The organism is Pseudovibrio sp. FO-BEG1 (genome assembly GCF_000236645.1).
Taxonomy (GTDB): Bacteria; Pseudomonadota; Alphaproteobacteria; order Rhizobiales; family Stappiaceae; genus Pseudovibrio.
In genome coordinates this window covers 3,043,836-3,066,709 of record NC_016642.1, presented here as the reverse complement: position 1 = coordinate 3,066,709, position 22,874 = coordinate 3,043,836, and the positions used below count along the sequence as shown (strand labels likewise).

The window sequence follows — 22,874 nt, the reverse complement described above, 5'->3', positions numbered from 1 at the left end:
TTCCATATATGCAACAAGCCCGCTCCACTGCCCCTGGCAGCCCGAATACGGCCTTTATTGACAATCAGTTACCCGGCAAAGATGACAGGAGCACCGTTTGACAACAAGGCAACTTTATGAAAATTTTTTCATGATTAGCTTTCGAGGCGACTTTTGAGTAATAGCTCAATCCTCTTCAACATCAGCACAAAGTAGCTCCACTCCACTTATATTATTTATTATCAATATGTTACGGTCTTCAAATATGTGATTTGACCTCTGATTTGAGCCTAAATTGATTTATTGGATAAGGTGACTTCATCAATTACTTAGTGTCAGTGATACACAACAGCGCGCACGTAGGCGTTGCACATGAAAACTTTTTCATTCAATAATTGCCTGTCTAATTGATGTATGGTGGAAGTCTCGTGGCAACGGGTATCAAGCAGATTGCGAAGCTCGCAAATGTCTCAATCAGTACGGTGTCTCATGTTTTAAACGCCTCTGCTCCCATAGGAAATGAGGTGCAGGAGCGCGTGCTGAGCATTGCGCGGGAGACAGGGTATCTGGCCAAGAGACGGCGCAAAGCTTCCATCTCCCTGCTCTCAACCGTCCTGCTTGTTGGCACTAAAAAGGCCTTCCCCAAATCTGATCGAAACTTCGTGGCTTGGACCATGCTGAATGCATTCAGAAAGGAATGCCAAAGCCGTGGTGTTCGCCTTATTCCGCAGATTGAGGAAGAGGATGAGATCAATCCGGACAACATAATTCAGGCTGTTGCCAAGCATCGGCCACAAGGCATCGCAGTGATGCAAGATGACCGGCAATGTCTGATCGACATGCTCTACAAACTGCCGTCTGCTGCCGTGATCCTGAGTGGTCAGGACCAGTCCATGCGCGTGGACACCGTGGCACCAAGTAACCGCTTTGGCGCTAAGCTTGCTACTGATCATCTGCTGCAGCTAGGCCACAAACGGATTGCTTTGCTGACCTGGGGCAACCGGCGTGTTGCCAAGCAGCGTATGGAAGGTTTTCTGGACGCTTATCGGCAGGCGGGACTTGAAGCCCCCCTTTCAGACATCATTGATGTGGGCGATTATCAGCAGGATGTGGTGGAAGAAAACTTCAGCCGCTGGCTGAGTGATCACAAAGGCCCAGCCCCCTACTCTGCCTTCTTCTGTTCAGCTGATAACGTTGCGCTTGGGGCAATGAAGGCCTTGCAGAACCTTGGGTATTCCATTCCCAATGATGTTTCTGTTATGGGCTTTGACAATGCACTATTCGGAGAGCTTTCAAGCCCTTCTCTCTCAACCATTCATGTGCCTATGGAAGAGATCGGCCACGTCGCTCTTAACCTTCTGGAAGAAGCTTTGACCTTGCCTGACGGCGAACGGAGCGCGCGCCGTGTAGAGCTCGGCTGCCGCCTGATTTTGCGGAACAGCACTGCAGCTCCAAATCCAGCATATTCTGAGTAACCCTGTGCTTTTGCTGCCTGCTTTTAGATTCAGGTAAGGCTACAAGACATTTCCTAGCGTCACCTTCTGGCAGTTTCCACTGTGCTTTCGTGCTACTTCCAATAGCGCTAAGGCCCTATGGCGCTTGCTTTTACGGGTGCAGCTCAGAGGGCCAAACCCATTGGTTACTCAGAGTATTTTCTCTTGATTAGTAATCAAACAAAATTTACAGAGTCCCGAAAGCAAATCTCTAAGAGGGCTGTTCTATATTCCCGCAAAGCACTATTGCGCATGGGTTCTCACCTACTTCTCCTGTCGGCTCGCGCTGATGATGTTGGGAAATGTGCGGAAGTATTCCAATTTCCGCCGCAACATGAATGTAGATAATGGAAAACAAGATTTCATTATATCGACCACCAGCACCCTATCCGGGAGAAGCCGCAGAAGGCTGGAGAAACTTCAGCAATTATTTGAGCTCAGACCCTCTTGGCGTCATTCCTAAGGAGCTCTACGAGTGCGCGATTTTTCAGTTCGATGATGATGATCCACGTAAGTTCCTTGTGAACGAGCCTAAGCTGCTGTCCAGAGTTTTAGAAGAACAACAAGCTATTTTCCCCAAAGGCGGCGGAATTGCTGAGCTTTTGAAGCCTATCCTACATAACGGTCTTGTTTCAGCCGAGGGCGTTGACTGGCAGGATCAGCATGAGATGGTTGCGCCGATTTTCTCCAACTCCAGCGTTCGGATTTCATTCGGCTATTTGCAGGAAGCGCTAAGTTCCTTCGTGGAACGGCTGCTGACCTATTCTGAAACCGGCCAGACCATCAAACTGGCTGAGGAAATCAACTTCCTTGTGGCTGACGTCAATTTTCGCTGCGTGTTCTCCAAGCCTATTGAGATTCAGCTGGAGCATCAGTGCTTCAATTCCATTATGAAGTATGAGGAGGAAGTTGCGGGGACTGCGTTGGATCTGAAACGCTTTTCCGGCGGTGGTCAGCCGGCCTTTACTGAGGCTGCTTTGAAGACTGCTGAGAACGTTCGTGCGGTGATTTCCCAAATCATCGACGAGCATATGTACAACAAGCCACCAAACACTCAAAACTTCTTTCAGATCTTCCAGGAAGCGCGTGTTCCCTCCACTGGTAAGCGTTTTACGAAGTCACAACTTGTTGATCAGGTCGCGAGCATTTTCCTCTCCAGCCACGAAACAACGTCCGCTGCGCTGTGCTGGTCAGTCTATATTCTTGCGCAATGTCCAGAGATTGTGGAGCGCATCCGAACCGAAGTGCAGCTGGTAACCGCTTGTGGTCGTATCTCCTACGAGCATTTGCCGCGCCTTCGTTTCACACGCGATGTGTTTAAAGAGGTTCTGCGTCTTTATCCGCCTGTTCTGTATCTCTCTCGCATAGCCCGTGAAGACACCACGCTTGGTGATACGCTCATCCCTAAGGAATCCATGGTGATTATCAGCCCATGGGTTGTCCATCGCCACCGCTCCTTCTGGGAAAACCCGGATATGTTTGATCCGGATCGCTTTTCTCGCGGGGAAGCGAAGGCAACGCTGGGAAGTTATTTTCCGTTCGGATTAGGACCAAGGATGTGTACGGGCGCCAGCTACGTCACCTTCCTTGGCATCAAAGTAATCGCAAGATTGTGTAGTATGTTTGATTTTGAAACGGTCAATACAGATGAAGTACGCCCGGACAGTACTCTTTATTTAAAACCGTCGAGACCAGTTTTATGTAAAGTACACAAAAGGAAGTTTAGTAAGTAGGTCGGAAGGTCAAACACCGAGGTCACCCAATGGACGCTAAAGAACTACAACAGCTCAAAGCAGGCATTCAGAAGGCTCGCAAGCAAGAAGTCAACTTTGCGTATTCTCCAAACAAGAATCCAAAGGAAGACGATGCATTGATTATTCACCCGCGCAAAAAGCCAAAGATGCTTTTGGTTGCGGTGAAGAAGCAAACTCAGAACCCCAAGAGCATGTGCGGGGTTGTGACCATTAAAAGTAAGGAAATGACCATCGAATGTATTGGTAAGCCGCCGACCCAAGGCCTTATCAAGATGATGCGTAAGTTCCTTATCAGCCAGAAGTTAAACTTCAAAATCCATGTGAAGGATGAAGACGGCAATACGGTTCACAATGATTATGCTGAGGAAGAAGGTGCGGAGACTCCAGATCATCTGCTGGATACTTTCTCTCATGAAACCGATGAGGTTCAAGATTCAAGCAGCGATGAAGCCTTCACCGACGAAGAGTTGGCTGCCAGCGGCGAAAATCTTGAAGATACTGAAGAGGACGAGGATACTTCTGCAGAAGATGCAGCAGCCGCTGCTGCTGAAGATGCTGCTCAGGAAGAAATCCTTCGCGATAAGCTGACTGCAATCCTGGCGGCGCTCACCCATAAGGTTGAGAGAGCGCTCGGCAAGGACGATGAGTATGACGTCGCCCTGAGACAACAGCTTGGTGTCATTGAGAACGCCGTAAATGCACTCGATGACAAAGGAACACAAGCTGGTGTAAAGGCTATCTTAGCACTCATCGCACAACAGCCAGCTACCAAGAAAGTTGACCAGAAAGAAGTTGCTGCGGCAATCAAGCAGTTGACAATCCAGCGAACAACCGCTGAGTCGAATATAAGCAACCTCATGTCAAGCTTGAAGAACCACCCCGACCCCCGCATGCGTCTCATCGCAGCAAAGGGGCCAAGCGCAGCATTACTAGGCAACGCAAGCCTACTTCAGGGGAATCTCGATTTGGTTCTCAGAGACCTGAAAGCCTGGGGTGGAGCTCCAACTGACAAACGCCCTGCTGCTGCGAAGAAGCTTTCCGCTAGCATCGCTACTCTCAACAGCCATATGGACTCAGATAACCTGATTAACTTGCTCGAGAAAAATCCGCTTGGTGTGTCAGTTTCGATCAAGAAACCCATCGCTCTAGCATTGAAAGATCTCGAACAGAAAATTTCTATCTGATCGAAACGCCCTATGTTGCACGTGATGTAACATGGGGCAACCTTTGTTTCGGGAACAAGCCGAAGGAGCCTCCCATTGCCTTGCTTCTGTTTTTGCCCAGACATCATTCCAGATTTAAATCTGAACTTGTTGGTGCCATTGGCACTCAAAGCAGGTGAGGCAACAGCGCTCCCCCGTATCAAAGGGCCCTCCCTTCGAGTTACTCCTGCTCATCTTTTTATGCGGTTTCGCCCTTTCAACTTTCTCAGCCTCGCACAATTGTTGGCGCTGAATGCCAGCATCAATCACCGCCTGACTGCCGCAGCTGATCTGGCGCTTCGTGTCACTGAATCTGCTACTCTGCCAGCAGCGAAGATAAAGCTGAAAAAGCTCGCGCAAACGACCGCAAAGTTTGCGCTTCCGCTCGGACTACAGCTTGGGAAATTGCCTGGGCACATCCTTGCAAGACTAGGGCTTGCTGCTCAGCTTATTTTGCAGATCAAAGGACTGGGGCTGAACCCGTTTAATCTAAATCTTGGACGATTGAATCTCGTGCTCCCTAAAGCGAGGATCAATCTGCCATTACTGGGGCTGGTCGATCTGGGCTTGAAACAAAATCTGAACATGCACGCTCAGGCTGACGTGAAAGCTCTTGCCAAGATGCTCGCAGATTTTGGTCGCTGGAATCTTGGATTTAAGTTCGATCTGAAAGCAGCTTTCAAAATTCTCGCCGCGCTAAACATCATTGGTCTTCTTCAGCTGGCATTTGGTGAAAGTCTTTTCTCAGGAAACGTCAAGGCTTGGGCACGCATCACAGCAAAATTGGCTCTCTTCTCCAGATTGCTTCCTCAGCTCAATCTGAAACTTCCAACTGCGAAGGTTGACTTGAGTGATTTGGATCTGAACATCGGTCAGGCTGACTGGCTGCGGAATGCCAATCGCATTTCTGTCAGGGCATCCGCACGTGCATCACTACGAGCCTCCGCCCGATTGAATGCCGGATTGTTTGCCAGAACGGAGGCTGCTATCGGGCTTGCCTATGCCCTTTCAGCTGCCCTTAACATCAAGCCGACGACCCGGTGCTGTAGTCGCTGTGCGTTAATATTCTGACACGTTCACCTGGTGGAAATTTCAGTAGCTGAGTAACCATTTGCAGCCAGTCAGGCGGCAATTTGCTATGATCAGAGCTGCACCGACGAAACTCGATCGCATCATTGTAATTGTCTTTTACATGATCCTGATATCCGAAGACTTCACGAATGATCAGGCCCAAAGCATACAGATCAACCTTATCAGAAATCATATTGGATCCGAGTCCCAACTGCTCTGGTGCGGCATAGTTCAAATGACCGGCAAAGCTGCTGCGTGGACGCATGAAGGGCAGCTCCTCTGCAAAAGCGCAGTAGGCAAAATCTAGGAGCACTATACCATACGCGCTCTGGTTGCTGAGTATGATGTTGTTTGGAGCCAGATCCAGATGTGCAATTCCACTGCTGTGAAGCTGATTGATTGTCTTTATCAGGCTGCGGCAAAGATTGGCAAGTTCATCGGAAGAAAGTGTTGTTTCATTCAGCACGCGAGACAGGGTTTCCCCTTCCACTTTCTCCATGATCAAGCTGAGTTCACCCTCCTCTTCTTTCAGCTCAATGAAGGTCGGAGCGATCGATCCGGAAAGGTGCTGTAGCGCCTTCCCTTCACGCATCAAAAGTTGCTGTGGCGCCGTTTTTGAGATGAGTTTCTTTTCCGCCAACATGCGATTTGACCTGGGACACTTGTAAAACCTGACAGTGCTGGTTGATGTGCGCTTTGCAGGTTCGTTCACGATATCCTCTTATGTCTCAAGGCCTTCCGGTTGCAGAGATATTTTTCTCCATCAAGTCAACCAGTTAATAACGATATTACCAGTTCCTCAAGTACCGTACACACAATGAAATGACCTTGCGGAATAATATGGTTGTATCTGGAGTGGGCTAGCCACTCTTTTGGCAACCTCTACCAATATTATGCGCAAATACTTGGTAGTTTTAGGACTTCCAGTCCCATAAAGCAGTAGCAGAGCGGGATAGATTTCGAATGGATCCAACGGCTTCCCTTCAACCTATTGAGGAGAACGCACCTTGCGGGCCGGATCTTGAGTACGATCCTGACTTCCTGACGATGGAAACTGCTGCCAGTGGCACCCAGGATCACCAGATCGGGGAAGCCATTATCAAGGGTGAAGAGCCCGACTGGAAGGAAGCGCTCCGTCTTTCAACGCAGCTGCTCACCAGAACCTATGATCTTCGGGTTGCCATAATCCATGCACAGTCACTAATTGCAATCGAAGGCTTTCCAGGTTTCGCCAAAAGCATGGAATTCATTGCACAAATGCTGGATACCTTCTGGGATACTCTGCACCCGGAATTAGATCCGGCTGAGGGGCATGACCCCATCATGCGTGCCAATGTCTTGTCTGCTCTCAATGACAGGCGCACAACCCTCACGTTGCTCCGAAACACTGCCTTGGTGCAGTCGCGCATCTTCGGGACTTGGTCACTCAACGAAATTGCGATCGCACGCGGTGAGACAGAATTGCCTGAAGGTCGCGACCGACCAGATATCGCTTCCTATGATGCAGCCCTCAGGGAGACAGATCGCGAAAACATTGCAGAGGTCGTTAATGCAATCGAAACCGCGATCAAAACATCTGAGCACGTTCGCGATTTCTTCGCCCAACATGGTGGCCTGATCCTTGATGATCTACTGCGAGAGTTGCGGCAGGCCCAGTTTTTATTGGCTCCAGCCTTGGAGTTGGAAGAGGAGGAGGACGAAGAAGACGAGGAATCTTCCTCTGAGGAAGAAGGTGCAGTTAAAGCCCGTTCCGGCAAGAAAAGCGCAAGTTTTACCGGAACAGTTATAAACCGAACTGACGTGTTAAGGGCTCTTGATGAAGTTTGTGCGTATTACAAGCGTAGTGAACCTTCAAGTCCGGTTCCTCTTCTACTGGGTCGGGCCCGACGTCTCGTTGATCTCGACTTCTATTCCATCATCAAGGACCTCGCTCCTGATGGGGAGGCACAAGTTTTGAATATCCGAGGGTCACGTCCCGAGGACGATGACGAGCACGGTTCAATCGACTAACCCAGGTCCGAATAAGAACAAAAGTACCGGGAACACGATCACATGGCAAAACAAAGTAGTCAGAAATTTATAGCGAGGAACAGAGCCCCTCGAGTTCAGATTGAATACGATGTTGAACTGTATGGCGCGGAAAAAACAATCCAGCTTCCATTTGTGGCTGGCGTTATGGCTGACCTTTCAGGCAAGCCAGAAGATCCGCTTCCTCCTGTAGGAGATCGAAAAGCTCTCGAAATTGACGTAGACAATTTTGATGAACGTATGAAGTCTATGAAGCCGCGTGTTGCGTTCCGTGTTCCCAACACACTTACGGGTGAAGGCAATCTCAGCGTTGATCTGACATTTGAGAGCATGGACGATTTCTCGCCCGCAGCGGTCGCACGCAAAGTTGATGCCTTACGCACTCTACTTGAAGCCCGCACACAGCTCGCAAACCTGATGACCTATATGGACGGCAAGTCCGGTGCCGAGGAGTTGATCGGCAAGGTTTTGAATGATCCTGCCCTTTTGCAAACACTAGCAGCCGCACCGAAGGAAGGTGATGCTGCTGCTGAAGAGAAGGACGAGAATAATGGCTGAAGCTGAAAAACAACCGGAAGTCGAAGCCGAAGAGGCGCAGGTTGAAGCTATTGATCCCAATAACTTTGAATCTCTTCTCAAACAGGAATTCAAGCCAAAATCAGACAGTGCTAAAGAAGCCGTAGAAGGCGCAGTGGCAACGCTGGCCGAACAGGCTTTGGCAAACACAACACTGATTTCGGATGATACGCTTAAGTCGATTGAAGCAATCGTTGCTGAGATAGACAAGAAACTCTCTGAGCAGATGCAGCAAATCCTTCACCACGAAGATTTCCAGAGCCTGGAAGGTACGTGGCGCGGTCTGCATTATCTCGTCAACAACACTGAAACTGACGAGATGCTGAAGATCCGGGTGATGAACATCTCAAAGAAAGACCTCAGCAAAACCCTGAAGAAGTATAAGGGTACTGCTTGGGACCAGAGCCCGGTCTTCAAGAAGATCTACGAAGAAGAATATGGCCAGTTTGGCGGCGAACCTTATGGCGTGCTGATCGGTGATTACTATTTCGATCACACCCCGCCAGATGTGGCTCTTCTCAATGAGATGGCTGAGATTGCTGCGGCGGCACATGCTCCCTTCATTGCCGGTGCCAGCCCTACTCTCTTCCAGATGGAATCCTGGCAAGAACTTTCCAACCCTCGCGATCTCACCAAAATCTTCCAGACACCAGAATATGCCGCATGGCGGTCCCTGCGTGAAGCCGAAGACTCTCGCTATATTGGCCTTGCAATGCCGCGTTTCCTGGCTCGTTTGCCTTATGGGCCAAATACGGAGCCGGTGGAAGAATTCGACTTTGAAGAAGACACCTCAGGTGCTGATTCAAAGAAATACGTCTGGTCCAATTCAGCGTTTGCGATGGCGACCAACATCACAAGATCCTTCAAGATGTATGGCTGGTGTTCCCGTATCCGCGGTGTTGAATCTGGTGGTGCTGTTGAAGGACTGCCTGCTCACACCTTCCCAACGGATGATGGCGGCGTGGACATGAAGTGTCCAACCGAGATTGCGATCACTGACCGACGCGAGGCGGAGCTTGCAAAGAATGGCATGATGCCATTGCTACACCGCAAGAATTCGGACCTAGCTGCGTTCATCGGCGCACAGTCTTTGCAAAAACCTGCAGAGTATACAGATCCGGATGCGACAGCAAATGCCAACCTTGCAGCTAGGTTACCTTACTTATTTGCAAGTTGTCGGTTCGCTCACTATCTAAAATGTATTGTTCGGGACAAGATTGGCTCGTTCAAAGAACGTCAGGATTTACAGAACTGGCTTCAGGATTGGATCATGCGTTACGTAGATGGCGATCCTGCAGGTTCCAGTGAACAGACCAAGGCAGAAAAACCCTTGGCATCGGCTGAAGTAGTCGTTGAAGCAGACGATTCAAACCCAGGCTACTACAGCGCGAAGTTCTTCCTGCGTCCGCATTACCAGCTGGAAGGACTGACTGTGTCCTTGCGACTGGTTTCAAAACTTCCGTCAGCCAAGGGAGGTTAAGTCCTAGGCTGACGAGAAGGACGACAGCGTTTTTCATAGTACCCATCCAAAACGCTGTTCATCGGCACTACGCCTCATGCGGCAAGCCGTTTAGTGCCACAACAAAAAAGAAACCTAAAGTGGAGCAAGCGTCATGGCAATTGATGCATATGTAATCTTCGAGGGGCCCGGTGCCGGTGCTATCGCCATTGAAGGCGAAACACAAGATGACGAAATGGCCAAGAAAAAGGCTTTCGAAATCACCACTTTCAGCATGGGTGCTGAAAACACTATGGACATCGGTTCCATGCGTGGTGGTTCTGGTGCCGGCCGCGTGAAGTTTAAAGAATTCCAGATTGAAAAGAAAAGTGATCGCGGTTCGCCTGGGCTCTTCCTCGCTTGTTGTAACGGCGGTATCTACAAAACGGTTACCTTAATTCTCCGTCGTTCAGGTGGTGCATCCGGTAAGTCAGGTGTGATCTTCCTCACCTTCACCATGAAGCTGGTTGCTATCAAAGAAATCAGCTGGGAAGGCAACGACGAAGAGTGTAAAGAATCCATCCAGATGGAATATGGTGCCGTAGAGATAAATTACACCATGATGGATACCACTGGTGCGATGGGCAAGACACTTACAGAAAAGTGGAGCCGCATCAAGAATACTCGCGACCTCGCCGTGGAATAGTCGAGTATTTTTCTTCCCCCTTGTGTGTTTGCCGGGGCTCCCCCGGCAAACTTTCAATGCGCCCTAGTCCGGAGTGATCCCGTATGCCTGCGAAGGAACATCTAGCCACAGGTAACCTGAAAGAAGCACTCGAAATCACTCAGGAGCAAGTGCGAAAAAATCCTGAGGACGTCAAAGAGCGTATCCTCCTCTTCCAGCTCTATTGTGTGAACGGAGACTGGTTGAAGGCTAAAAAACAACTTCCAATCATTCGACAGTTTGATGATAGCGCCATTCCTATGGTGGAGACATACTCTCGTTTACTCGATATGGAGCAACTGCGTGAGGAAGTCTTTGCAGGTGTAAAGACCCCTCTTCTGTTTGGCGAACCCAAAGAGTGGCTTTCCTTTCTTATCCAGGCGCTGAAGTTCGACGTTGAAAAGAACGAACAAGCCGCCGTAGAGCTTCGTGATCAGGCTTTTGAGGAAGCAGAAGCGATCTCAGGGACCATCAACGGCGAAAAGTTTGAATGGCTCGCTGACGCCGATCCCCGTTTAGGTCCAGTTTTAGAGCTCATGATGAGCAATGCCTATTATTGGGTTCCTTACTCAGCCATCAAATCCATCCGAATTCCTGAGCCACGTGACTTAAGAGATATGTGCTGGACACCAGTCAATCTCCTCTGGGTCAACGGCGGACCTGCAAATGGTTTCATTCCAACACGTTACGTGGAAACCGTGCATTCCGATGATGCCAATCTGAAACTTTCTCGCCTTACCTCATGGGACGGAGACAGACCAATTGGGCAGCGCATGTTTGCGCATGAGACATCCGAAATCCCACTTCTTGAGGTCCGTTCAATCAACTTTGACACTCAAGTAGACGTTCACAAGGACATTGGTCCTGTCGTGGGTAGCGGCGATACTACTACTTCAACGGAGGGCGGCCATGGCTGAACGGCCACTTGCTGATCGGTTGGTCCCGTCTTTGCTGGACCGTCTAACAGATGACAACCCGTTTCAGCAGGTAGAGCCCCGTGAAGCCCGCGTCACCAGCTCGGTTAATCTTCGGTATTCCATTCAGCGTGATTTGGAGTGGCTTTTTAACACAACGCGACTTGGCTCCGACATCAATCTAACACCTTACCCTGAAGTCCAGTCCTCCGTCTTAAACTTTGGAATTCCAGACCTTGGTGCGATGACAACCAAAAGTGCCGAGGAAATTGAAGACATCCTGCACGAAGCCATCGTCAACTTCGAGCCTCGCGTTATCGAAGAAAGTCTGCTGGTTTCCATCGTTGAACCAAACAAGCCACGTCGTTCCAACCGTCTGGATTTTCAGATTGAAGGGCAGCTGTGGTCTCAACCTTTGCCACAAGCTTTGTATCTGCGCACTGAGTTCGATCTTGATGTGCATGCAGTGCAGATAGCTAAACCGCGCCAGCGAGGTTCCTGACATGAAGCCTTGGCTGCTTCCTTATTACAACAGAGAATTACAGCACATACGCGAAAGTGCCTCAGAATTTGCAGAGGCATATCCCAAGGTTGCAGGCCGTCTCGGGCTGAGTGGCTTTGACTGTGCAGACCCTTACGTGGAGCGGTTACTAGAGGGCTTTGCGTTTCTGACAGCGCGCGTTCAATACAAGCTGGATGCTCAGTTCCCTCAGTTTACGCAGCATCTTCTTGAGATGGTGTATCCGCATTTTCTGGCGCCCGTGCCATCCATGTTGATTGCCAGCCTTGAGCCAGACATGACACAGGGCTCATTGAAGGAAGGCTATCTGGTTCCTCGCGGAACTCAATTGCGCAGCCGGAAAAGTGCACGCGGAGCAACGCCTTGTACCTACAAGACGGCTCACGACACGACCTTATGGCCTGTCAGCGTAGAAGCAGTCGACTATCTTGCGAGCCCGAGTGAACTGGCGGCACAGAAGGTTGAAGTGCGCAACGGTGCAAAGGCTGGACTTCGCATACGGCTGAAGACCGTTGGCAACATTCCCTTCAATGAATTGGCGCTGGATGAACTCCCTCTCTATTTGCGAGGTGGCGGTTCACAGCCGGTGAAGCTCTACGAGCAGATTATCGGTAACTGTGCGGGCGTTGCCATTCGCCCGACAAGCCTGCCGACACCATGGGAAATCAATCTCCCCTCTGAAATCGTGAACACACGCGGTTATGGAGATGAAGATGCTCTGCTCCCCTACGGCCCTCAATCTTTCAGCGGATATCGTTTGCTGCAGGAGTACTTTGCTTTTCCCCATAGGTTCCTGTTTGCAGAACTGACGAATCTACAACCAGCTGTTCGCCAATGTGAAACCGATGAGATGGATGTTTTCCTGCTCTTCAATCGGGTTGACAGGGATCTGGAGCGCGCCGTTGATCGCGCTAATATTGCGTTGTTTTGTACGCCAGCCATCAATCTGTTCTCCACGCGACTGGATCGCTTGCACATAAACGACAGGCGCAGCGATCACCATGTGGTGCCGGATCGTTCCAAGCCGCTGGACTATGAGATCTATCAGCTGGAAGAAGTGGAAGGCTACAGCTCTCAGGGTGATGCGCCGCAGATCTTCAAGCCATTTTACAGCCTCTCAAGTTCTCAGGATATTCGCAGTGAGAGCGCCTATTACACAGTTCATCGAAAACAACGCCTAGCAACCGCTAAGCGGAAGATTACGGGCGGTCGTAGTAACTATCTGGGCACCGAGATCTTCATCAGTCTCGTAGATGCGAAAGATGCGCCGTATAATCTATCGCTCAATCAGCTGGGCATTCGCGCTCTTTGCACAAACCGCGACTTGCCGTTGATGATGCCGATTGGCGCAGGCAAATCAGACTTTTCGCTTCCAGAAGGTGGTCCAGTTAATGCGGTGAAGTGTATTGACGGACCAAGCCGCCCTCGTCCCTCCAACATCTTTGGTGAAACGGCATGGCGGTTCATCAACCATTTGTCACTGAACTACCTCAGCATTGCGGATAATAACGACACCGATGGAGCACAAGCCTTGCGTTCCATTCTGCATCTTTATGCGCCGCTGGGAGATACCTCTACGACGCAGCAGATAGATGGTGTTCGATCTATCAAATCTACCCGAGCAGTGCGTCGTCTCCCTGGGCGTGGCCTCTCTTCTGTTGCCCGTGGTCTGGAGCTGAACATTACGCTCGATGAAGCCGCGTTTGAAGGCACGGGTGTGTTTCTCTTGGGAGCGGTGCTCAACGAGTTCTTCGCGCGTTACGTATCGATCAACAGCTTCACGGAAACCGTGGTGAGATCGAGCGTTCGTGGTGAAGTGATGCGTTGGCCATGTCAGATTGGGAGGCGTCATAGGCTATGACTGGTTCCCAGACACCTCCTCCCTCTATTGGTCCGCCGCCAAAACCGACGCCTCCCAATGGTGCAAACAAGGTCCCTGCGGTAACACAGCAGCCTCCAACACAGGAAGCGCGCTGGAGGGGGCGTTTGCGTTCGGCTGAGAAAGACTTTCTCGACTACGAGTTCTTGCCTCTGGTCCGGCTTATTGAATGTGCCAATCCAGACAAGCCCCGCATCGGGACATCCCGCCGATGTCAGGATGACCCTGTTCGGTTCTCTCATGAGCCGCATTTGCAGTTTGAAGCTTCGACGATCACAGCTTTCAAGCAGGGTGTTGGCACTAATCCAAGTCGAATGACCAGCCGTTTCCTCGGTCTCTTTGGCCCGAATGGGCCGATGCCCCTGCATCTGACCGAATATGCGTTTAAGCGAGAGCATCAGCACCGCGATACGACCATGCGGGCGTTTGCGGATGTGTTTCATCACCGCATTCTCAGCCTGTTTTATCGGGCCGCAATCACCGGTGAACCTGCCTTCAGCTTTGATCGACCTGAACAGGATCGGTATTCAATCTATACCGGAGCACTGGCAGGCTTTGGGCCGACAGAATTCCGGCATCGAGATGATCTGCCAGACGTGGTGAAGTACCACTTTGCGGGACGGCTCGCACTTCAAACACGTGGTGCAGATGGTCTGCTGGCGATCCTCAGCTGTTACTTCAACCTCCCCGTTGAGCTTGAAGAGTTTATTGGTGAGTGGCTCTACTTACCTAAGAAGCAGGTGACTGCGCTCAATGGTTTCCGCAACGCTGGCCTTCTTGGAGTTGGTGCAGCTTTGGGTGGTCGTGTTTGGTCCAGCGACACCAAGTTTCGTGTTGCATTTGGACCGCTTTCTCTGCGCGATTACGAAGGTTTGTTGCCTGACGGCATTTCCATGCCGCGGCTGCTTTCTGCTGTTCGTGCCTATTGTGGTGATGAGCTGGAATGGGATGTGGCTTTGGTACTTAAACGCAACCAGGTGCCCACAACTCGTCTGGGTCAATACGGAAAACTTGGTTGGACCACGTGGCTCTCGCCCAAGAAACAGGGTGGCCCGGTTCGAGATCTCAATTTGCGCCCACGTCAAGTTACTGAAAAATCAAAAAAAGCGTCTGTTCATAGCAACGGTAGTGCGAAGGCTGCCTAGGAGTTCCCATGAGTGATATCAAACGAGCGTCCCTCTTCGGTAAATTAAATCCGACCTGTTATCAGGCAATCGACAGCGCTACGACTTTTTGTAAGATGCGCGGCAATCCCTATGTGGAGTTGGAACATTGGTTCCAGCAGCTTCTGAGTGCACAGGATTCAGATTTACACCGTATCATTCGCGATGCGGGTATCGATGAGGCACGGCTTGCGTCGGATCTCACCAAGGCTTTGGACAAACTCCCGCGCGGCGCAAGTTCTGTCAGCGACCTTTCCCAACACGTGGAGGAAGCGGTTGAACGTGGCTGGGTTTATGCCACGCTGATGTTTGGCGACAACGCCATCCGCAGTGGCTATCTCCTGATTGGCATTCTCAAGACCCCAGGCCTGCGCAACACCCTGTTTGGCATCTCTCGGTTGTTTGAGAACATATCTGCAGACGATACAGCAGCCCGTTACAAGAAGATTACGGAAGGCTCTCCTGAGGAAGGTAAAGCCAAGGATGGTACGCAACTGGATGCAGGTGAGCAACATGCTGCAGCTCCTGGATTAAAGACTGCAGATGAAGCCCTTGATGCTTACTGCACGGATGTGACTGCCAAGGCAAAAGAAGGCCAGCTGGATCCTGTTATTGGCCGCGAAGAAGAAATCCGGCAGATCATTGATACGCTGATGCGCCGCCGCCAGAACAACCCTATCCTGACGGGTGAAGCCGGTGTTGGTAAAACTGCTGTTGTTGAAGGTCTGGCGATCCGCATTGCAGAGGGCGATGTGCCACCGTCCATCAAAGACGTTCGTGTTCTGCTGCTGGATGTGGGTCTGCTTCAGGCCGGTGCTGGTGTTAAAGGTGAGTTTGAAGATCGTCTGCGCAAGATTTTGGATGCGGTTCGCTCCTCTGTACAGCCGATTATTCTGTTCATCGACGAAGCCCATACACTGATTGGTGCTGGTGGCGCCGCTGGTACCGGTGATGCCGCGAACCTGCTGAAACCGGCTTTGGCTCGTGGTGAGTTGCGGACGATCGCGGCGACCACATGGTCAGAATACAAGAAGCATATTGAGAAAGACCCAGCTCTTGCTCGCCGGTTCCAGAACATTCTGGTTGAAGAGCCAGATCCGGATAAAGCCGTTGCCATTATGCGTGGAGTAGCAGCAATGCTTGAAAAGCACCATCAGGTGCAGATCCTTGATGAAGCATTGGAAGCTGCAGTTCACCTTTCCATGCGCTTTATTCCAGCTCGGCAATTGCCCGACAAAGCAATCAGTTTGATTGATACGGCCTGTGCCCGCGTTGCCCTTTCCCAACACGCCACACCGGCAGCAGTGGATGATTGCCGAAAGCGGCAAGTGATGGTGGAGACAGAGCGAGACATTCTGGAACGCGAGTCTCAATCTGGTTTTGATGTAGGTGAGAAGCTCACCGACGTTAAAAAGAAACTGACCGAACTTGAGAAAGAACGCGAAGGTCTAGAAGCTGAGTGGATCAAAGAGCAAACGCTCGTTGGGGACATTCTGAAACTACGTGAGGTATTCCGCCAAACCAATGGCGATGAGAATGCCGATACAGCGCCAGTTAAGAAAGAGCTCGACGAGAAACTAGAAGAGCTGACGGAGCTTCAAGGCGAGCATCCGCTCATTTTGCCAGAGGTAGACGCTCAGGCGGTTGCCACCATTGTTTCTGACTGGACTGGCATTCCAACAGGCCGAATGGTTTCCAATGAAATCAACACCGTCCTCCATCTGAGCGATATTCTGCGCAAGCGGATTATTGGTCAGGACCATGCGATGGAAGTAATTGCACGCCGTGTGAAGACCTCCCGCGCCAATCTGGATAATCCAAGCCGCCCAATCGGTGTTTTCCTGCTTGTGGGTCCAAGTGGTGTCGGTAAGACTGAAACCGCTCTGGCCCTTGCCGAGACGCTTTATGGCGGAGAACAGAACCTCATTACAATCAACATGAGTGAGTTTCAGGAGAGCCATACTGTTTCGACTCTGAAGGGCTCACCTCCGGGTTATGTGGGTTACGGTGAAGGCGGCGTTCTGACAGAAGCTGTGCGCCGCAGACCTTATAGCATCGTGCTGCTTGATGAGGTTGAGAAGGCCCACCCAGATGTGCACGAGCTGTTCTTCCAGGTTTTTGATAAAGGTATGATGGAAGATGGTGAAGGGCGGAAGATCAACTTCAAGAACACGCTGATCCTTCTCACCGCGAACGTGGGCAGTGATCTCATACTGGATATGTGTGCTGACGAAGATCTGGTGCCGGATCCGGATGGCATTGCCAAGGCTTTGAGACCTCCGCTTCTCAAGGCCTTCCCAGCCGCCTTGCTCGGTCGTCTTGTGACTGTGCCTTACTACCCACTCAGCTCACCAGTTATTCATAAGATCATCAACCTGCAGCTTGGCCGCATTGGTGATCGTATTCTTGAGAACCACAATGTGAAGTTCACCTGGGATGACTCTGTTGTGAAGCTGATTGAAAGCAGGTGTGCTGAGATTGAGAGTGGTGGCCGCATGATTGATGCGATCCTGACCAACACGCTGCTGCCTGATATCAGCACCGAGTTCCTCAAGAACATGAGCGAAGACAAGAAGATCACAGAGCTCAAAGTGCATACAGATGGTGATGCCTTTGACTACAAGTTCAAGAAGTCACCTGTGGCGAAAAAGGATAAGCATAAGAAGAAGTGAGAGCCTGACCTGACAACCTAATAAACCTAAAAGAAAAATAGGAACATAGGCTTATCAGTTTTTTTACCACAGAAACTAACTGAAACAAAACACGTCGGAACTACTTTTCCAAGTGACGAGGAGTCCAACGATGCAGAAAGTCAAGCAATCGGCAAGGAGACGGTCGACGCGCATTCCTGCGTGGCGCCTCACTCTGCGCCGTATTGTTCGTTCTGATGCATTTCAGTACACTTTTCTCTTCCTGATTATTGTCAATGCCATCAGTCTTGGCTTGGCAACATCCCCCTCCGTGCGCCGGATCACTGGCGATGGTCAGGTGATCTTCGATGACGTGATCATCGGGCTCTTCATTCTGGAGTTTGTCCTGAAGATCATGGCTTTTGGCGTTCGCTTTTTCAAAAGCTGGTGGAACATCTTCGACATTTCGGTTGTCAGTTTCTCGCTCCTACCACAATCCGGCTACCTGAGCGTATTGCGTGCCCTTCGTGTCATGCGGGCCATGCGCGTGCTTTCCTTCCTGCCTCAGTACCGGCAGGTGATGCAGGCGCTGCTTGACGCTCTGCCCGGCATGTTCTCCGTGATGATCGTATTGGCACTGATTTATTACGTGTTTGCCGTGATGGCGACAGGTTTGTTTGGAGCAAGTTTCCCGGACTGGTTTGGTGATATTGGCCGGTCCCTCTACTCGCTCTTCCAGATCATGACACTTGAAAGCTGGTCCATGGGGATCGTGCGACCGGTGATGAAGATCTACCCATATGCTTGGGCGCTGTTCATACCCTTCATCTTCCTGACAGCCTTTGCGGTGCTCAACCTTTTCATCGGTCTGATCGTCAGCTCCATGCAGGGCATCTATCAGGAAGAACACAGTGAAGATGTTGAACGTCTTCGCCTCCTCGTTTCCGCAGAAAACCGCGCGATTGCTCACCAGCTGGAAGCTGCTCAGCTGCAAGTGATCAAAACCCTCGAACGTCTTGAAGAACAAATAGAAAATAACAAGAGAGATCGTGATGAATGACGCTGAAAAAGACGATGACCTTGACTCGCTGCTTAACGACATCATCGAGGAAAGTGACGCCCCTGCCGAAGGTGGAAGTGCCGAGAGCGCTTCTGCCAGCGTGTTTGAACCAGATTTTGGCGAGATCGACTGCGAAGCGCCAAAGCTGAACATTACGCTGGAAAGCCCCTTCCATCTGGCGGTCATTGGCGATTTCTCAGGCCGTGCCAATCGGATGGCGCTTTATACAGCAGATGAGCTTGCTGTGCTTAAAGGCCATAATGTTGATGTTGATACGGCAGAAGATCTCCCAGCCCGTTTTAAGATCAACATTGAGCTGGACCTTGCAGGTGATGACAAGGTTATCCGGTTTGAACCACGCTGCATTGAAGACTTCCATCCCGATGAGATCATCGAAGAGTTCGAGATCTTTGATGAGCTGAAAGCTCTGCGATCTTCTTTGAAGAACCCAGGGACCTTCAGCAGCGCAGCTGCAACCATTGATGAATGGCTGGAAAACCAGGGCGAGAAGCCTGTTTCTCAGCGGAACTCCCGCGGCTCTGTGATTGCCGTTGACAAGAAGCTCAGTGACTTTTCTGCTTTGATTGACCGGCCTGTCGAAGAGCATGAAGAAGTCGATGATCTTTCCGAAATGATCGGCAAAATGGTCTCGCCTTACATCAAAGCAGCCGACAATCCGCAGCTCGACGATTATCTTGAGATCGTTGAGGAAGTGATGACGACAACCCTTCGCAAGATCCTGCAAAATGCAGATTTTCAGGCATTGGAGAGTGTCTGGCGGGTTATTGATATGTTGTCACGCCGGATTGAGACTTCCACATCCTTGAAGATCACGCTCTACGACATTTCAGCGGAAGATTTTGCTCGTGACCTGAGCGCGACCAACAAGCTGGAAGAAACAGGTCTGTATCGTCTGTTCGTAGAAAATGCACTGCAGGATGAAGGTGTTGGCACGCCAAGTGCTATCGTGGGCCTTTACACATTCGACATGACACCTCCGCATGCGGAGCTTCTTGGTCGCATGTCAAAGATCTGTGCTCATGCTCATGCGCCGTTCCTGACTTCTCTGGATCGCAACAACGCAAACAGAAAATTTGAAGAGCTTCCTAAGATTACCGAAAAGACGTGGCAGAGTCTTAAGGCTATGCCAGAGAGCAATTACATTGGTCTGAGCTTGCCACGCTTCATGCTTCGGATGCCCTATGGAGCAAAAACCGATCCGATTGATGCATTCGACTTTGAAGAGTTTGACGAGAAGATTGGCCTGAAAGCCATGTTGTGGGGTAACCCGGCAGCACTGGTCGGCCTTGTGCTCGCAAAAGACTATGAGACCAATGGTGGCGGCATGCGGCCAGGTTCGATCCTGACCATCAACGATATGCCGTTCCATTACGTGCATGACCAGTACGGCGATCAAGTCGCCCTGCCCTGTACAGACCGCATGATCAGTCACCGCAGCGTTGAACCTTTGATGCGACAGCGGTTCATGCCGATTGTTTCCATGAAAGGACAGCCGGAAGTCCGGATCGCCTCTCTGAGTGGCCTTGCCGGAGATATTGTTTCCGGTCGCTGGTGTGATCAGATTGCGGTTTCCAAAGCAGCAGAAACCCCAAGCGCAAGTGCTGGTGCGCGCGTCAGCATTGCTGGCGGTGACGGTTATAACCCTGCCATTCAGGCAACGAAGGGTGCTGTGGTTGTTGAAACCATCCTGGATCCTAAGAAGACCCCGGAAACCGTCTTCAGGATCGAAACAGAAACACCTGAACCTCAAGTTAAAGAACCTGCGGCTGCAGAAGACGAGGACGAAGACGTCGAAGAAGCAGCTCCGGCACCTGCACCAAAACCTGCAGCAGCGGCTGCTCCACCTGAACCTGCCCATGACACATCTGAGCTGGACAACCTGCTAGCTGATCTATCTGCAGATGATGAAGACGAAGCTGACGAAGAAGGTATGGATCCAGAGCTCGAAGCTCTGCTTGCCGACCTATAACAATAAATAATGGAGTTCGATATGGCTGAAGTTGTTGAAATAGATAACCTTCCTGAAGTTTACGTCATGGAGTTCGGCGGCAATTACTACCTTGTGCGCGGTGCCCAGTACCTAGATCAAATCCTGTTTGGCAAAGAGCCATTGGGTTTCCCAGTCCTTATCAAATCCGTCAAAACCTGGGACGAGATTCTTTTGAACTGGGAAAACTCCGGTGGATCCATGCCCTGGATCCTTAATCCAGGCATCGTTGAACGGATGGAGCGGGACAACCGCAAACTGACCTCAGACAGCTTCAACGCCTGAGACCCGACTGTAACCCGATTTTGAGATAGGCAGGTCCTGGAATGTGTGCAAGCAAAGTAACTGAGAACCGGCTGTTCACGATCAATTTCGATGGCGGAGATGACAGCTTCCATCTTTGGAAGATGAAAATGACCAGCGAAATGAGTGAGCTTTATGAAATGGTCGTCGATTGCCGATCATTTGAACATGACCTGCCCCTCGATAAAATGCTTGGGCAGTCCCTCACTTTGGAAATGAAAAAGGTCTCTGGCACCAGTCTGTCTTCAGATCAATATCTGAACGGATTTGTGACCAAAGCAATCTATACCGGTCAGGATCACGGATACTCGACATATCGACTTTTAGTGCGCCCGTGGCTCTGGTTTTTGACACTGACCAGCAACTGCCGAATTTTTCAGGAAAAGTCGACACCGGATATTTTGAAGGAAGTGTTCCAGGATGCTGGGTTTACGGACTTCAAGAACAAACTGAGCGACAGTTACGATCCTCGCCCCTATTGTGTGCAGTTTCAAGAGAGTGACTTCAACTTTGTCTGCCGACTCATGGAACAGGAAGGTATTTACTACTACTTCGAACATGAAGACGGCCAGCACACTATGATTCTTGCGGATGCGTATAGTGCGCACGAGGACATCAAAGGCGAGTCAAGTCTTCCATTCTATTCAGAGGAAGATCACTTCCGCCGAGCAGCAGACCACCTTTGGGACTGGCGACATAACGAAGAGATCCAGACTGATGAAGTAGAGATCAACGACTATGACTTCACAAAGCCAACCAGTGATTTGAAAGCCAACGCAAGCGATAAGAAATCGCATCAGCTTTCTGGTCGCACGCGCTACATGTATCCCGGCGATTATGAAGAAGTCAGTGCAGGTGAAAAGCGTGCGAAAATACGCGTGGAAGAAGCTTCAGCCGCCTACGCCAAGGTTTATGCCCGCGGTAACGCGCGAGGCCTACGCCCCGGCTATCTCTTCAAACTGGACAAGTTCCCAGACGATCCAAGTCAGGAAAAAGAGTATCTGATTACCAAGGCTGTTTGCGAGGTCTCTATCGAGTTTGCGCGTGACGAGGAACAAGAGTTCTACGATGCAATCACCTATGAGATCGAAGCGATCGACTCCAGTGTTCAGTACCGCAGAGCCTCGACGACACCCTGGCCAAACATGAGCGGCCTGCAGTCTGCTGTTGTTACAGGTGCAGATGGTGAAGAGATCTGGACTGATGAGTATGGCCGGATCAAGGTACAATTCCATTGGGACCGTGACGGCCAGAACGACGACAAGTCATCCTGCTGGGTACGCGTTGCTCAGATGTGGGCCGGTAAGAGTTGGGGGGGCTTACACATTCCACGCGTAGGACAGGAGGTTCTTATCGACTTCCTGGATGGAAATCCTGACCGCCCTATTGTGGTAGGCAGTGTCTATAATGGCGAGCAGACTGTTCCCTATGACCTTCCCAGTGAAGCAACCAAATCCACGATCAAGAGTGAAACCTCCAAAGAAGGCGGAGGTAACAACGAGTTCCTGTTTGAAGACAAAAAGGACGAAGAACTCGTTCAGCTTACCGCTGAGAAGGACTACGAGCGAACCGTCAAGAACAACGAGACGGTCAAGATCGGGTTCGACAAGCAGGAGGATGGTGATCAGACCATCGAGGTTTACAACAACCGTAGCCTGACCGTTGATCAAGGTGACGAGACCTACACCATCAAGACCGGTGGCCGCACGACCACGGTTGAAAAAGATGACGCCCTGTCCGTCAAATCCGGCAATCACACCATCACGGTTGAGAGTGGTGATCAGTCGATCTCCATGAAACAAGGCGCGCAGACTGTTGAAGCAATGAAAGACATCGGTGTCACCTCGCAAACTGGTGATGTGAAAGTCGACGCCTCAGCCGGTTCGGTCAAAGTGTCTGGCACGCAGGCCATCGAACTGACGTGCGGCGGCAGCTCAATCAAAATGGATCCCATGTCGATCACTCTGACAGCTGGCCCAAGTTCTCTCAAACTGGAAGCGGCTCAGGCAGAGCTGAAAGGTTTGATGGTGACCGTTAAGGGTGATGTTCAGGCGACCGTCGACGGAACTCTGACCACCTTAAAAGGTGCTGGCATCACGACGGTACAAGGTGCCCTCGTCAAGATTAATTGA

Annotated in this window: 18 protein-coding genes; 17 read left to right on the top strand and 1 reads right to left on the bottom strand. The window is 50.7% G+C overall.

The genetic code is table 11. The annotated features are described in order from the left end of the window. Nucleotides 1-407: 407 nt before the first annotated feature. From PSE_RS13980 to PSE_RS13965, 4 genes are all read left to right on the top strand, one after another. Complete coding sequence (locus PSE_RS13980; RefSeq protein ID WP_014285449.1) at nucleotides 408-1,454, top strand: LacI family DNA-binding transcriptional regulator; 1,047 nt, start codon at nucleotides 408-410, stop codon at nucleotides 1,452-1,454. A 365-nt stretch (nucleotides 1,455-1,819) separates the two neighbouring features. Then, nucleotides 1,820-3,205 (top strand): cytochrome P450, encoded by a 1,386-nt coding sequence (locus tag PSE_RS13975; protein WP_008547119.1) that lies wholly within the window; start codon nucleotides 1,820-1,822, stop codon nucleotides 3,203-3,205. Nucleotides 3,206-3,234: 29 nt separating this feature from the next. After that, nucleotides 3,235-4,410 carry a hypothetical protein gene (locus PSE_RS13970; RefSeq protein WP_014285448.1) on the top strand — a complete coding sequence of 392 codons (1,176 nt, stop codon included), beginning with the start codon at nucleotides 3,235-3,237 and terminating at the stop codon, nucleotides 4,408-4,410. Between the two features lie 219 nt (nucleotides 4,411-4,629). After that, nucleotides 4,630-5,499, top strand: a complete 870-nt coding sequence (locus PSE_RS13965; RefSeq protein WP_014285447.1) for a hypothetical protein — start codon at nucleotides 4,630-4,632, stop codon at nucleotides 5,497-5,499. On the opposite strand, the gene PSE_RS13960 is transcribed toward PSE_RS13965, so the two are convergent. Beyond that, complete coding sequence (locus tag PSE_RS13960; protein WP_256378182.1) at nucleotides 5,453-6,211, bottom strand: protein kinase; 759 nt, start codon at nucleotides 6,209-6,211, stop codon at nucleotides 5,453-5,455. The two genes, PSE_RS13965 and PSE_RS13960, sit on opposite strands and share 47 nt — an antisense overlap. Nucleotides 6,212-6,462: 251 nt before the next feature. Here PSE_RS13960 and tssA point away from each other — a divergent pair, with 251 nt between their 5' ends. The 13 genes from tssA to PSE_RS13895 all read left to right on the top strand — a co-directional run bounded on the left by tssA (nucleotide 6,463) and on the right by PSE_RS13895 (nucleotide 22,874). Then, nucleotides 6,463-7,509, top strand: a complete 1,047-nt coding sequence (gene tssA, locus PSE_RS13955; RefSeq protein WP_014285446.1) for a type VI secretion system protein TssA — start codon at nucleotides 6,463-6,465, stop codon at nucleotides 7,507-7,509. A 42-nt stretch (nucleotides 7,510-7,551) separates the two neighbouring features. Then, nucleotides 7,552-8,085, top strand: coding sequence for a type VI secretion system contractile sheath small subunit (gene tssB, locus PSE_RS13950; protein ID WP_037035899.1), 534 nt, complete (start codon nucleotides 7,552-7,554; stop codon nucleotides 8,083-8,085). Next, nucleotides 8,078-9,583: a type VI secretion system contractile sheath large subunit gene (gene tssC, locus PSE_RS13945; protein WP_008546363.1), complete on the top strand. Its 1,506-nt coding sequence runs from the start codon at nucleotides 8,078-8,080 to the stop codon at nucleotides 9,581-9,583. Before tssB ends, tssC begins: the two co-directional genes overlap by 8 nt. A gap of 133 nt (nucleotides 9,584-9,716) precedes the next feature. Next, the gene (locus PSE_RS13940; protein ID WP_014285444.1) at nucleotides 9,717-10,247 is read left to right on the top strand and encodes a type VI secretion system tube protein Hcp; all 531 of its coding nucleotides are present in this window, start codon (nucleotides 9,717-9,719) and stop codon (nucleotides 10,245-10,247) included. An 83-nt stretch (nucleotides 10,248-10,330) separates the two neighbouring features. Continuing rightward, nucleotides 10,331-11,182 carry a type VI secretion system accessory protein TagJ gene (locus tag PSE_RS13935; RefSeq protein WP_014285443.1) on the top strand — a complete coding sequence of 284 codons (852 nt, stop codon included), beginning with the start codon at nucleotides 10,331-10,333 and terminating at the stop codon, nucleotides 11,180-11,182. Then, complete coding sequence (gene tssE / locus PSE_RS13930) at nucleotides 11,175-11,681, top strand: type VI secretion system baseplate subunit TssE (RefSeq protein ID WP_014285442.1); 507 nt, start codon at nucleotides 11,175-11,177, stop codon at nucleotides 11,679-11,681. The genes PSE_RS13935 and tssE overlap by 8 nt, the downstream gene beginning before the upstream one ends. Nucleotide 11,682: 1 nt before the next feature. Beyond that, nucleotides 11,683-13,560 carry a type VI secretion system baseplate subunit TssF gene (gene tssF / locus PSE_RS13925; RefSeq protein WP_008546297.1) on the top strand — a complete coding sequence of 626 codons (1,878 nt, stop codon included), beginning with the start codon at nucleotides 11,683-11,685 and terminating at the stop codon, nucleotides 13,558-13,560. Continuing rightward, on the top strand, nucleotides 13,557-14,723 hold the full coding sequence (gene tssG / locus PSE_RS13920; RefSeq protein WP_014285441.1) for a type VI secretion system baseplate subunit TssG: 1,167 nt from the start codon (nucleotides 13,557-13,559) through the stop codon (nucleotides 14,721-14,723). The genes tssF and tssG overlap by 4 nt, the downstream gene beginning before the upstream one ends. Before the next feature lie 8 nt (nucleotides 14,724-14,731). Further along, nucleotides 14,732-17,413 (top strand): type VI secretion system ATPase TssH, encoded by a 2,682-nt coding sequence (tssH, locus tag PSE_RS13915; protein WP_041768501.1) that lies wholly within the window; start codon nucleotides 14,732-14,734, stop codon nucleotides 17,411-17,413. 130 nt (nucleotides 17,414-17,543) lie between these two features. Next, nucleotides 17,544-18,431, top strand: coding sequence for an ion transporter (locus PSE_RS13910; RefSeq protein ID WP_008547162.1), 888 nt, complete (start codon nucleotides 17,544-17,546; stop codon nucleotides 18,429-18,431). After that, a complete protein-coding gene (locus PSE_RS13905) occupies nucleotides 18,424-20,421 on the top strand; it encodes a type VI secretion system contractile sheath domain-containing protein (protein ID WP_014285438.1) in 1,998 nt (665 codons plus the stop codon). The genes PSE_RS13910 and PSE_RS13905 overlap by 8 nt, the downstream gene beginning before the upstream one ends. A 21-nt stretch (nucleotides 20,422-20,442) precedes the next feature. Beyond that, nucleotides 20,443-20,724: a hypothetical protein gene (locus tag PSE_RS13900; protein ID WP_148266148.1), complete on the top strand. Its 282-nt coding sequence runs from the start codon at nucleotides 20,443-20,445 to the stop codon at nucleotides 20,722-20,724. Between the two features lie 41 nt (nucleotides 20,725-20,765). Next, the gene (locus PSE_RS13895; protein ID WP_014285436.1) at nucleotides 20,766-22,874 is read left to right on the top strand and encodes a type VI secretion system Vgr family protein; all 2,109 of its coding nucleotides are present in this window, start codon (nucleotides 20,766-20,768) and stop codon (nucleotides 22,872-22,874) included.

Excerpts from the sequence above, each read along its gene's own strand:
- PSE_RS13975 (WP_008547119.1), top strand. The coding sequence starts at position 1,820 with ATGGAAAACAAGATTTCATTATATCGACCACCAGCACCCTATCCGGGA.
- PSE_RS13970 (WP_014285448.1), top strand. The coding sequence starts at position 3,235 with ATGGACGCTAAAGAACTACAACAGCTCAAAGCAGGCATTCAGAAGGCT.
- PSE_RS13965 (WP_014285447.1), top strand. The coding sequence starts at position 4,630 with ATGCGGTTTCGCCCTTTCAACTTTCTCAGCCTCGCACAATTGTTGGCG.
- tssA (WP_014285446.1), top strand. The coding sequence starts at position 6,463 with ATGGATCCAACGGCTTCCCTTCAACCTATTGAGGAGAACGCACCTTGC.
- tssB (WP_037035899.1), top strand. The coding sequence starts at position 7,552 with ATGGCAAAACAAAGTAGTCAGAAATTTATAGCGAGGAACAGAGCCCCT.
- tssC (WP_008546363.1), top strand. The coding sequence starts at position 8,078 with ATGGCTGAAGCTGAAAAACAACCGGAAGTCGAAGCCGAAGAGGCGCAG.
- PSE_RS13940 (WP_014285444.1), top strand. The coding sequence starts at position 9,717 with ATGGCAATTGATGCATATGTAATCTTCGAGGGGCCCGGTGCCGGTGCT.
- PSE_RS13935 (WP_014285443.1), top strand. The coding sequence starts at position 10,331 with ATGCCTGCGAAGGAACATCTAGCCACAGGTAACCTGAAAGAAGCACTC.
- tssE (WP_014285442.1), top strand. The coding sequence starts at position 11,175 with ATGGCTGAACGGCCACTTGCTGATCGGTTGGTCCCGTCTTTGCTGGAC.
- tssF (WP_008546297.1), top strand. The coding sequence starts at position 11,683 with ATGAAGCCTTGGCTGCTTCCTTATTACAACAGAGAATTACAGCACATA.
- tssG (WP_014285441.1), top strand. The coding sequence starts at position 13,557 with ATGACTGGTTCCCAGACACCTCCTCCCTCTATTGGTCCGCCGCCAAAA.
- tssH (WP_041768501.1), top strand. The coding sequence starts at position 14,732 with ATGAGTGATATCAAACGAGCGTCCCTCTTCGGTAAATTAAATCCGACC.
- PSE_RS13910 (WP_008547162.1), top strand. The coding sequence starts at position 17,544 with ATGCAGAAAGTCAAGCAATCGGCAAGGAGACGGTCGACGCGCATTCCT.
- PSE_RS13905 (WP_014285438.1), top strand. The coding sequence starts at position 18,424 with ATGAATGACGCTGAAAAAGACGATGACCTTGACTCGCTGCTTAACGAC.
- PSE_RS13900 (WP_148266148.1), top strand. The coding sequence starts at position 20,443 with ATGGCTGAAGTTGTTGAAATAGATAACCTTCCTGAAGTTTACGTCATG.
- PSE_RS13895 (WP_014285436.1), top strand. The coding sequence starts at position 20,766 with ATGTGTGCAAGCAAAGTAACTGAGAACCGGCTGTTCACGATCAATTTC.